11 protein-coding genes are annotated in these 10,537 nt (G+C 64.5%); 3 read left to right on the forward strand and 8 right to left on the reverse strand.

Annotated elements, in window-relative coordinates:
• Positions 1–141 precede the first annotated feature (141 nt).
• Positions 142–1,053: a dienelactone hydrolase family protein gene (locus tag BF95_RS23445; protein ID WP_043155011.1), complete on the reverse strand. Its 912-nt coding sequence runs from the start codon at positions 1,051–1,053 to the stop codon at positions 142–144.
• A gap of 166 nt (positions 1,054–1,219) precedes the next feature.
• Here BF95_RS23445 and BF95_RS23450 point away from each other — a divergent pair, with 166 nt between their 5' ends.
• Complete coding sequence (locus BF95_RS23450; protein ID WP_043154990.1) at positions 1,220–2,233, forward strand: aldo/keto reductase; 1,014 nt, start codon at positions 1,220–1,222, stop codon at positions 2,231–2,233.
• A gap of 4 nt (positions 2,234–2,237) precedes the next feature.
• On the opposite strand, the gene BF95_RS23455 is transcribed toward BF95_RS23450, so the two are convergent.
• The 3 genes from BF95_RS23455 to BF95_RS23465 all read right to left on the reverse strand — a co-directional run bounded on the left by BF95_RS23455 (position 2,238) and on the right by BF95_RS23465 (position 4,787).
• Positions 2,238–3,185 (reverse strand): acyl-CoA dehydrogenase family protein, encoded by a 948-nt coding sequence (locus BF95_RS23455; RefSeq protein ID WP_043154993.1) that lies wholly within the window; start codon positions 3,183–3,185, stop codon positions 2,238–2,240.
• Complete coding sequence (locus BF95_RS23460) at positions 3,182–4,375, reverse strand: acyl-CoA dehydrogenase family protein (RefSeq protein ID WP_235209963.1); 1,194 nt, start codon at positions 4,373–4,375, stop codon at positions 3,182–3,184. The genes BF95_RS23455 and BF95_RS23460 overlap by 4 nt, the downstream gene beginning before the upstream one ends.
• Positions 4,376–4,466: 91 nt before the next feature.
• Positions 4,467–4,787: a Rieske (2Fe-2S) protein gene (locus BF95_RS23465; RefSeq protein ID WP_043154999.1), complete on the reverse strand. Its 321-nt coding sequence runs from the start codon at positions 4,785–4,787 to the stop codon at positions 4,467–4,469.
• 117 nt (positions 4,788–4,904) lie between these two features.
• Between BF95_RS23465 and BF95_RS23470 the strand changes: the two genes are divergently transcribed.
• Positions 4,905–6,050 carry an acyl-CoA dehydrogenase family protein gene (locus BF95_RS23470; protein WP_043155002.1) on the forward strand — a complete coding sequence of 382 codons (1,146 nt, stop codon included), beginning with the start codon at positions 4,905–4,907 and terminating at the stop codon, positions 6,048–6,050.
• Positions 6,050–6,964: an acyl-CoA dehydrogenase family protein gene (locus BF95_RS23475; RefSeq protein WP_043155005.1), complete on the forward strand. Its 915-nt coding sequence runs from the start codon at positions 6,050–6,052 to the stop codon at positions 6,962–6,964. Before BF95_RS23470 ends, BF95_RS23475 begins: the two co-directional genes overlap by 1 nt.
• Positions 6,965–7,005: 41 nt before the next feature.
• On the opposite strand, the gene BF95_RS23480 is transcribed toward BF95_RS23475, so the two are convergent.
• From BF95_RS23480 to BF95_RS30480, 4 genes are all read right to left on the reverse strand, one after another.
• Positions 7,006–8,403 carry an aromatic ring-hydroxylating oxygenase subunit alpha gene (locus BF95_RS23480; protein WP_043155008.1) on the reverse strand — a complete coding sequence of 466 codons (1,398 nt, stop codon included), beginning with the start codon at positions 8,401–8,403 and terminating at the stop codon, positions 7,006–7,008.
• A 237-nt stretch (positions 8,404–8,640) separates the two neighbouring features.
• A complete protein-coding gene (locus BF95_RS23485) occupies positions 8,641–9,717 on the reverse strand; it encodes an ISAs1 family transposase (RefSeq protein WP_043149294.1) in 1,077 nt (358 codons plus the stop codon).
• 228 nt (positions 9,718–9,945) lie between these two features.
• A complete protein-coding gene (locus tag BF95_RS23490; RefSeq protein ID WP_268747199.1) occupies positions 9,946–10,323 on the reverse strand; it encodes a CoA transferase in 378 nt (125 codons plus the stop codon).
• The coding region (locus BF95_RS30480; RefSeq protein WP_268747200.1) for a CoA transferase at positions 10,317–10,537 on the reverse strand (221 nt) is incomplete at its 5' end. The genes BF95_RS30480 and BF95_RS23490, both read right to left, overlap by 7 nt.

Consider the following 10,537-nt stretch of genomic DNA (forward strand, 5'->3'; position numbering starts at 1 on the left):
GCCCGTCACCGCCATCAGCCCCGCTCGCCGCCAGGCAAGCGGCGCGGGATCGGCCCGACCATCCAGCGCGACATCCTCCAGCCCCAGTTGCGCCAGCAGCTTGCGCGCATAGGTCGTGGCGGCGCCCGTCACGAAAGGGGCTCAGCCAACCGTCCGGCGAAACAGCGCCAATGTCCGCGCCCAGGCCAGGTCCGCCGCCGCCTTGTCGAAACGCGGCGTCGTATCATTGTTGAACCCATGTTCGGCGCCATCATAGATATGGGCTTTGTAACGCACCCCGGCCTGTTTCAGCGCAGCCTCATAATCGGGCCAAGCCGCATTGGTACGGACATCGTTGCCGCCATAATGGATCAGCAGTTCCGCCCTGATCTTGGGCACGTCGGCCAGCGTCGGGGGGCTGCCATAGAAGGGCACCGCCGCGCGCAGGTCGGGCAGGCGCGTCGCCAGCATATTGGCGATCCAGCCGCCAAAGCAGAAGCCGACGGCAGCGATCTTGCCATTGCTGCCCGCCATGGTCCGGGCATAGGTGGCGGCCGCGACGAAATCCTCGCCGATCTTCGCGCGGTCCAGCGTCGCAAAGGCGGTGCGCGCCTTGTCCTCATCGCCCGGATAGCCGCCGATCGTCGTCAGCGCATCGGGCGCGACCGCCATATAGCCATCGACCGCTAGCCGCCGCGCAATATCCTCGATATGCGGATTGAGCCCGCGATTTTCATGCGCGACGATGATGACCGGCAGCTTCGCCCCCGCCTTGGCCGCAGGCCGCGCGACATAGGCGCGCACCGTACCATGGCCATTGGGCGACGCGATATCGACATGGGTGATCGCAATCCGCTTATCGTCGGGCTTGATCACCTGCCCGCGCGCGAAATCGGGGCTGAGCGCTGCCAGCGTCGCGGTAGCCGCCACCGTGCCGCCGACATGCAGCGCGCATTGACTAAGGAAGCCGCGCCGGTCGATCGCGCCATGCACATAGGCGTCGAACAGGTCCAGCACCGCGCGCGGAAAGGCGGCCGCTCCTATCCTGTCTCCATTGCCTGCGTCCTGCGTCATCGCACTATCCTTTCGTTCCAAGCCCCTGCCGCCGACTATCGCCGCCTTTCCGCGCCAAGCCAATAGGCTGTGCCCCATGATGCAACCTTATCGCCCCGCTGGCCCAGAGCATGATCGCCCGCTAAGGGGAGGGCCACGCCAACGGACACAGGATAACGCTTCGCTCATGAGCCTATTGCCCTCGCCCCGCACCATCGGCCCCTTTACGGTCAAGGCCATCGGCCTTGGCTGTATGAATCTGAGCCACGCCTATCTGCCCCGGCCCGACGCGCAACAGGCCGAGCGGTTGCTGCGCCATGCGCTCGATATCGGCGTCGATTTCTTCGATACCGCTGCGCTCTATGGGTTCGGCGCGAACGAGGAATTGCTGGGCCGCACGTTGATGCACCGGCGCGACGACTTCACGCTGGCCAGCAAATGCGTGTTGGGCGGCAAGGACGGGCAGCGTGGGATCGACGGATCGCCAGCGGCCATCACCGCGACGCTGGAAGACTCGCTGCGGCGGCTGCAGGTCGAGCATATCGACCTCTATTATCTCCACCGGCTGGACCCCAATGTCCCGATCGAGGAGTCGGTCGGTGCGCTGGTTCGCGCGGTGGAAGCGGGCAAGATCGGCGCGATCGGTCTGTCGGAAATGTCCGCCGCCACGCTGCGCCGTGCCCATGCGGTGCATCCGATCGCCGCGATGCAAACCGAATATTCGCCCTGGACCCGCAACGCCGAAGTCGCGGTGCTGGACGCCTGCGGGGAGCTGGGCGTCGCCTTCGTCGCCTTCTCGCCGGTCGCGCGCGGCGTGCTGGCGGGCGGGGTCGGCGCGGACGGCGTGCCGGAAGGGGACATCCGTGCCGCCATGCCGCGTTTCCAATCGCCGCATTTCGAGCGGAATATGGAATTGGCCGCCGCCTTTGGCGCAATCGCGGCGGATGCGGGCTGCACCATGGCGCAGCTTAGCCTCGCCTGGGTATTGTCGCGCCGTCCTTGGGTGGTCGCGATCCCCGGCACGACTAGCATCGCGCATCTGGATGAGGATCTGGCGACGCTGACGCTCGACCTGTCCGCCGATACGCTGGCTGCGGTCGACGCGCTGTTCACCTTCGAAGCGGTGTCCGGCCCGCGCTATCCCCGCGCGGCACAGGCGCAGGTGGACACCGAAACCTGGGACGGCGAACCGATGGCCTGAGGCGTCAGGCGGCGAGCAGTCGTCGCCCGGCCGCTTCTTCCCAATGGTCCGCGTCGCCGCCCAGCGCGGCGTTCAACGTCGCGCGCTTGAGGAACAGGTGGCAGGGATGCTCCATGGTGAGGCCGATGCCGCCATGGAGCTGGATCGCTTCCTCGGCGATCAGGCGATAGACGCTGGCGGCATGCGCCTTCATCGCGCCCATGCGGATCGCATCGGCGTCGGGGTCGTCGCCCCGCGCCCAGAATAGCGCTTCTGCCGCCACCAGCGCGGTCTTCATGTCGGCGACACGATGCTTCAACGCCTGGAACAGTGCCAGCGGCCGGTCGAACTGTCGCCGCGTTTCCAGATAGTCGGTTGTCATGCGCAGCGCCGCATCCGCTCCGCCCAGGCTATCCGCGGCCAGGGCGAGGCTGCGCAGCATGGACAGGCGATTGCCCAGCGTCACCGCCGCTTGCCCTTGCGCCAGCACTATGCCTTCCTTTTCGCCAGCATCGACGTCGAACAGCCGCCGCGTCTTGTCCCACGTCGCCCGTGCCGTCAGGCCAAGGCCCTGCATCGGTAGCAACGCAACCCGCTCCGGATCGACCAACAGCAGATGGCTGGCCCGGTCGGCATCCGGCACGGCGGTCAGGCCTTCGCTCAGCGACGCGGTCATCATCTCGCCCGCCATCGCCCGGCCCAGCAATTCATCCTGCCCGCAAGCCGCGCTCAGCGCCTCGATCACCAGCATCTGCGCGATCGTCGGCCCCGCCACCAATGTCCGCCCCAGCGCCTGATGGATCACCCCCACCGCCTCGCGGCCAAGGCCCAGCCCGCCCTGATCCTCCGGCACGGCCATCATCAGCCATCCCATATCGGTAATCAGGCTCCAGCTCTGCGCCGCATCGGGGGTCAGGTCGCCGTCGAATGCCTTGGCGGCTGCGTCCTGCAATTCGCTTCGCGTCATGCTCATGCCGCGCTCTCCTTCACCGTCCAGCTTTTGGGTTCGCGCGGCATTCCCAGCAGCCGTTCGGCGATGATGTTTCGCTGCACTTCGTCGCTGCCGCCCGCGATCGTCCAGGCATAGCTGTTCATGAAATCGGCCATCCAGTTGCCCGTTTCCATGCCGCCGCCAAAGGTGATTGGCGCGTGATATTGTGCGTCCAGCCCGCCAATCCGCAGCCCAAGCGCCGTAAAGTCACGCAGCGTGCGCGAATAGGCCAGCTTGACGATGGAGGCATCGCCCACCTTTTCCTCACCCGCTATGCGATTGGCGAGAAACTGGTCGGCGACGGCGCAGGTCGCATCGATCTTTGTCGCCAGCTTGCCCAGGTCGCGCAGAATCCCCGCATCGTCCGCCCGGCGTTGCGTGCGGATGAGGTCTGCAATCCGCCACATCGCCCCGCGCATCCGCGCGCTCAGCTCCAGCAGCGTCAGTCCGCGCTCGGACGACAAAGTCGATTGCGCCACGGCCCAGCCCTGGCCTTCCTCGCCCAGCCGGTTGGCCACCGGTATCTCGACATTGTCGAGGAAGATTTCGGCAAATTCCTCGTCGCCATGAATTTGGTGGATCGGCCGCGCAGTGACCCCCGGTGCCTTCAAATCCAGCAGCAAATAGGTCAGCCCCGCTTGCTTGACCCCTTCATTGCTAGTCCGCACCAACAGCAGGCATTGGTCGGCAAACTGCCCCATGGTCGACCAGAGCTTCTGCCCGTTGACGACATAGACATCGCCCTTGCGCTCCGCCCGCGTGCGCAACGCGGCAAGGTCCGACCCCGCGCCCGGCTCGGAAAAGCCCTGACACCAGATTTCGCCCTCAAGGATGCGCGGAATATAGCGCTGCTGCTGTTCCGCGCTGCCCCATTCGAACAAGGTCGATGCGGCATGATAGGTGGACATGAAGGATAGCAGCAGGCGCGGCGTATCGGCGCGCGCAAACTCCTCGTAAATCACTTTCTGCTCGGCCAGCGATCGCCCGCCGCCCGGCCAACCTTCGGGCCAATGCGGCACCGCATAGCCACCCTTCACCAGCGTCGCGAACCAACTGCGTTGAATGGCGAGAAAGGCGGCTTCGCTCGTGCTATGCGCGCGCCAGTCCTTTGGCGCATGAACGGCAAGCCATTCGTGTACCTCCTGCCGCAAGCCGTCCAATGCGTCGCTCAAGTCCCGTGCCTCCACAAAATACGCATCAGCTAGGTCGCAAATATGGCCCCCCACGCAAGGGGCGCACCCGCAATATCCCCAAGGCGATGGCCTAGATCGCGACCTCGATCATCCCGTCCACCACGCGCACAGGATAGGTAGCGATGGGGTCGCTGGCGGGGCCAGTCAGTGCTTCGCCTGTTTCCAGGTCGAACCGCGCACCATGCGCCGGGCAGGCGATCCACCCCAGCCGCATCCGCCCGCAGGCCAGCGGCTCCTGCGCATGGGAACACATATTGTCGAGCGCATGGATGCGCCCGTCGAAATGGCACAGCATGATCGACCGGCCCGCTGCTTCCACCGCACGGACGCTGCCATCGGGGATATCGGCCAGTGGCAGGAGGGGAATGTAAGAGGCGGCGTCCTTGTCCATGCCTGTGCATGGTACCGCTCCGCCGCTCTTGTCCAAGCCCACCTTTGCCATATCACCGGGGCGTTCTCTTGGGCGGTCGTCTATTCTCGCCCTGCGGCATCCCGTAATCACAGGCCCATGGACTTTGCATGGACAGATCAGGAAACGGCCTTCCGCGCCCGGCTGCGCGCGCTGCTGGCCGATACGCTGCCGGACGATTGGGAGCGTTTCTCGCAGCATGGCCCGGCCTCGCCTGCGCTGACCCGCTATGCCGAAAGTTTTTGCGGCACGCTGGCGGAGCAGGGCTTGCTGATCCCGCATTGGCCGGTCGCATTGGGCGGGCAGGGGCTGGACCCCTGGCACCAGACCATCCTTGCCGAAGAAATGTGGATCGCGGGCGAACCACGCGGCGGCCAATATATGAACGTCAATTGGATCGGCCCGACGCTGATCCGCTACGGCTCGCCCGATCAACAGGCGCGCTATCTGCCGCCGATCGCGGAAGGCAAGGCGCTGTGGTGTCAGGGCTTTTCCGAGCCCGGCTCCGGCTCTGATCTTGCCTCGCTGCGCACGCGCGCGGAACGGGATGGCGATGTCTATCGCGTGACGGGCCAGAAAATCTGGACCAGCTATGCAGGGTTGGCCGACACCTGCTTCCTCGTCTGCCGCACCAGCGACGACCGCAAGCGCGGCATCTCCATCCTGCTGGTGCCGATGGACACGCCCGGCATCACCGTCCGCCAAATCCCTTCGCTGATCGGCGAAGGCGATATTCATGAAGTGTTTTTCGATGACGTGACCGTGCCGGTCACCGCGCGCCTGGGCGATGAGGGCCAGGCGTGGGAGATTATCGGCTATTCGCTGACCAACGAACGGTTGGGCATACCCCGTTACGCGCTGGCCCGCGCCGCGCTCGACCGTGCCGTGGCGGCGCTGAAGGAGCAAGGTGCGTTCGACAGCGAAGCGGTCAGGATAGAGGCTGCCCACGCTGCTGCGCTTACTGAAGCCGCTCGCATGGCGAGCTACGCCATCGTCGACCGTCGCGCGAAGGGCGAGGCGATCGGCGCGGAATCCAGCTCCGCGCGTTTTGCCACAGTCATGGCCGAACGGCGGGTGTGCGAATTTATCGTCGAACATCTGCCCGAAGCGCTCGCCGACGCCCACCCCTATCTCAAGATGCACCACCAGCGCGGCATCGTCGCCGGGATTGCGGCGGGGGCGGCGGAAATCCAGCTCAACATCATCGCCACCGATGTCCTCAAATTGCCCAGGGAGCCGCGCTGATGGACCTGTCGCTCACCGACGATCAGGTCGCGATCCTCGACGCGATCGACGCGCTGACCCGGCCCTATGCAGGCGCATCGCTGCATGAAGCAGGCTTTGCCCTGCCCGATGTGCAGCTCGACCGCGAACTGGCCGAGGGTGGATTTCTCGACATGGGATTCGATCCCGATCTGGGTGCAGTGTCCGCCGCGCTGGTGGTCGAACGCCTCGCCCGCCTGCCGCAAACGGTCGAAGCCGCGGCCAGCGCGCTGATCCGTCCGCTATTGGGCGATGATCTGCCGCGTCCGCTCTGCCTGATCGAAGAAGGCCGCACGACCCGCCCCATTCGCTTCCTGCGCGAAGGGGCGACGGTGCTGATCGTCGGGCCTTCGGGCGTTTCGACCTTCACCGCCACGGCAGAGCAGGTCCGCCCTGAACCCGAAGCGCTTTACGGCTACCCGATGGCCACGCTAATCGCGGTGCCCGCCGACCGCGTTAGCCATGCCTTTTCCATCGAGGACGTGCTGACCCGCTGGCGCGTCGCGCTCGCCGCTGAAGCCGCCGGTCTGCTTGCCGCCGCGCTCGACAGCACGGTCGCCCATGTCACCGACCGGCAGCAATTCGGCCGTCCGCTCGCCACCTTCCAGGCGCTACGCCACCGGCTGGCCGAAGCGCAGGTGCGCGCGAACGGCGTTCGCTGGCTGGCCCTCAAGGCCGCCGCCACGCTCGACCCCGCCGACGCTGCGCTCGCCGCGCTCCATGCGCAGGAATCCGCCCGCTCGACCGTTTACGACTTCCACCAATTTTTCGGCGCGATGGGCGTGACGCTCGAACATCCGCTGCACCTATGGACCTATCGCCTCAAGGCGCTGATCAGCGACCTTGGCGGACGCGGTGGGCAGGGACTGGCGGCGGCGGAAGCGCTTTGGCCCTAGAAATTCAGCGTTCCCCGGCCTCCGCCGGGGAACAAGCGGCCCTAAAACCCCAGATCCAGTATCGGCCCGTCGAAATTCCCCGCCAGTTTCTGCGTCGCCGCGCTCAGCTTTTCCGGCTCCACGCCCTTCAGATAGCCGTCGATGATCCGCTGATAGTTGGAAATCAGCCCCTCAATGTCCTTCGACAATCGCATGAAGTCGAAACCTTGGGCGTGCAGCCCCTTCTGCTGGATCGGGATGTTGCTGTAATCCTGACGCGGGATCATGGGGAACTGGTCGCTGTCATAGGGCAGCGTCACGGCTTCCATCACTGGCGGCGGCTCCTGACCTTCGGGGAAGTGGGTCAGCGACCATAGCTCGAAGATACAGCTTTCCGGTCCCAGCGGCCTGATACGATACGCCGCCATGCTGGAAAGGAATGGCAGCAGGAAATAATTGGGGAAGATGAACTCCACCGCCTTGACCGGCGTATTGACCGCGATGTGATTGAGGTCGGGCGCCGGTTCGCCGCGCGCCAGCCCGGCCTGCGTCACGCAATGGTTGAGCGTGCCGAACCACTGCATGATCGCCTGGCCCGGATCGTCGGGCAATTCGACGTCGATCAGCGTGCGCGCCACCGCCACATCCTTGGCGTGGCACATGCCCGCCATGCCATCGCTCAACAATTGCAGATGGTCGACTTGATCGACGATATTGTCGCGCATCGACCGGTTGGGGTTGATCGGCACGCCGATCCCGCCCGTGTCCATGCCATACATCATATTATAGAGGATCGGCACCTTCTGCTGAAGCTGCGGATGCGTGCGCATGACATGATAGCCCTCCATGAAGGCTTCCATTGCGGTCTTCCAGTTGGCGGGCAGCACCGTGGCAAATTGCCATTCGGCGCGCATCTTGTCGGCATTATAGGCGTCCAGGCCCGCCGCCAGCGGCCCCAATTGCTGCCGGAATCCTGGTGCATCATCATCGAAATTGATGAACACGCAGCCCATTTCGATCTCGCTGCGGCACGGCCGCAGCGCCAGATCGGCTTCGTCCAACTGCCCCTCGCTGAACAGATGGCGGCCATAGACGAAGGTGTTTTTCCCCTCGATATTCCAGCGCCAGCCATGGAAGGGACAGATGAACCCCTTGCCCTTGCAATTGCCATGGCTCCCCTCGGTCAGCGGCACGCCGCGATGGCGGCAGGCATTGTGGAAGGCGCGGATGCCATCCTTGGTCCGCACGATGATGACCGATTGGCCAAGATTGCTATATTCGATCCAGTCGCCGACTTCGGGCACCTGCTCCACGCGGCACGCCATCTGCCAGACATGTGGCCAAAGCTCTTCGCACTCGCGCTTGTAGAATGCTTCGTCATAATAGCGCGGGGTCGGGATGCGTTCGGGATCGGTAATCTCGAACGGAACCGATGTCGTCGCTGCCAAATCCTCTGCCATGTCACCCTGTCCGCTATTAGCTTTGAGGGCGAAGGGTAAAGGCTGGGGAGGGGGGTTCAAGACGGATCGAGCCAGCACCCCGCTTCATCGCCGTGGCGGTGGAAATCCATAAAAATCCTCCCCTGTAAGGGGAGGGGGACCGCGCGCGAAGCGCGTGGTGGAGGGGTGTCACGCTATCGTGAGGGTGACACCCCTCCGTCAGGGCTACGCCCTGCCACCTCCCCCTACAGGGCAGGGCTATCGCATATGACCAAGCATTGAGAGAAGGAATGCATCGTTCCAGCCCGCCCGTTTGATTTTGCCTTTGATTGATCCCTTGTCCGGGTGGGTTCTCAAGATGTTGAGCGCAAGTTTCCTGATTAGCGCGAGGTTTTGCGGGGCATAGTCCTTTCGGCTTCGCGCGGCGTCTTCCTCGAAGGCGACGTCGAGCACCCAGTGCAGTTGGTTTTCGATGGTCCAATGCGCGCGCGCGACTTCGATCAGCCGTTTGGCGGTCAAAGGTCGGGACAGAAGGAACCAGCGTTTGACCGGTGGCTCGTCCCGACCAGCGTTGCGGCGGCACGTTTCCACTTGCCCCACCGCCGCGATGCCGGGGAAGTCGAGGGCTTCGGCGGGCACCACGATCGCGTGTCGGATTTCCGTGCGATCATGGGCCGGGCCTGACCGGATCGTGACGATATCCGCCTGCTCGCCCCTTGCGATCAGCGCTTTGGCGCTGGCCAGCAGCTTTGGCCGGTTTTCCTTGATCGCCAGGGCATAGTCGGCACCGGTTGCGAGAATGGCCTGCGCCGTGTCGGGCCGGCAATGCAGGGCATCGGCGGTGACGATACAGCCGTCCAGACGCAACAGCGTCAACACCTCCAGCACGCCGGCGACTTCATTGCGACCGGGTGCCAGCCGCTGGCCAATGACCAGACGCTTCTCGGCTGCCCAGACATTGACGAGATGCAGCGGCGTCGCCTTGCGCCCACGTTCATACGCCCCGCGCAATGCCTTGCCATCAATCGCCACCACGCCTTCGAGGGCACCTGCGAATGCCGCCGTAAAGCGTGCAAACGCCGCCTCGAACGGTTCGGGATCGAGCAACCGGAAGACCCGGCTGAACGTGTCGTGGCTCGGTGGACCATGCTCCAGATCCACCACCTGACGCAGCAGGCCCAGCTTGGCACGGGCAAACTCCGCCATATCCGTACAATCTTCGGCACCGCACAGAACCGCCGCAAGCGCAACGAAGATCAGTTCGAGAAGATTGTGCCGCGCATTGCCCGCGCGCGGATCGTCAACCTCACCGAAATATGCCGAAAAATCATCCATCGGTCGCCTCCAACTATGGAGACCACCCAAGAATCCCATTCGATCAATCGTTCAAGCCCATATGCGATTCCCCTGCCCTACAGGGGAGGAATGGCGTAATTCCCCCCCGCACCGCTCCCCCATGCGCGCCCAGCCCCCGGGCGCACCGCCAGCGACCTTCCCCCGGCGTCGCGGAAAACCAGGTCGGAACGCCCGGAAAGCGTACCGCACCATGCTCGGTCTCCTCCGTTACAAAAAGCCGATGGCGTTCAGATGGTCATTCTCGAACAGCTCATCCGTCGTCCGCAACGGTGCGGCGGGAATATGCAGCGAGGCCAGCAAATCCAGCCATTCCTGCGTCGTGCGCTGCGCGAATGTCCCACCCAGCAAGCCATAGACGCGGTCGATCTGCTTCGCCCGCTTGGGCAGGCTGTCGAACTCTTCGCTCGCCCATTCCGGCTCCACCGCGCCGATAAAGGCGTTCCAATGCTTGTCATTATAAACCAGCGCCGCGATATGCCCGTCCTTGGTCGCATAGGGTTTGCGGTTGCGCGCGACCACGCGGTGATAATGGGCGGGGCCGATCGGCGGATCGAACATCGCGCACTGCGATGGTTCGGTCAGCATGAAGGCGGCCATCGTTCGAACATGCCCACTTCCACCTCCTGCCCCTCGCCGGTGCGCTCGCGGTGGAACAGCGCCATCATGGTCGCGTACAGGCCGGTCAGCCCCGCCACCTTGTCGGCAATGATCGTCGCCATGAAATCGGGCTTGCCGGTCATCAGCGCCTGTAGATGCGGGATGCCGCATTCGGCCTGGATGGTATCGTCATAGGCGGGCT

The sequence above is a fragment of the Sphingobium sp. Ant17 genome, from assembly GCF_000588875.1.
GTDB lineage: Bacteria > Pseudomonadota > Alphaproteobacteria > Sphingomonadales > Sphingomonadaceae > Sphingobium.

Bases quoted from the DNA above. Each gene is read 5' to 3' on its own strand.
- BF95_RS23455 (WP_043154993.1), bottom strand. From the start codon at position 3,185: ATGAGCATGACGCGAAGCGAATTGCAGGACGCAGCCGCCAAGGCATTC.
- BF95_RS23465 (WP_043154999.1), bottom strand. From the start codon at position 4,787: ATGGACAAGGACGCCGCCTCTTACATTCCCCTCCTGCCACTGGCCGAT.
- BF95_RS23485 (WP_043149294.1), bottom strand. From the start codon at position 9,717: ATGGATGATTTTTCGGCATATTTCGGTGAGGTTGACGATCCGCGCGCG.
- BF95_RS23470 (WP_043155002.1), top strand. From the start codon at position 4,905: ATGGACTTTGCATGGACAGATCAGGAAACGGCCTTCCGCGCCCGGCTG.
- BF95_RS23480 (WP_043155008.1), bottom strand. From the start codon at position 8,403: ATGGCAGAGGATTTGGCAGCGACGACATCGGTTCCGTTCGAGATTACC.
- BF95_RS23475 (WP_043155005.1), top strand. From the start codon at position 6,050: ATGGACCTGTCGCTCACCGACGATCAGGTCGCGATCCTCGACGCGATC.
- BF95_RS23445 (WP_043155011.1), bottom strand. From the start codon at position 1,053: ATGACGCAGGACGCAGGCAATGGAGACAGGATAGGAGCGGCCGCCTTT.
- BF95_RS23450 (WP_043154990.1), top strand. From the start codon at position 1,220: ATGAGCCTATTGCCCTCGCCCCGCACCATCGGCCCCTTTACGGTCAAG.
- BF95_RS23490 (WP_268747199.1), bottom strand. From the start codon at position 10,323: ATGCTGACCGAACCATCGCAGTGCGCGATGTTCGATCCGCCGATCGGC.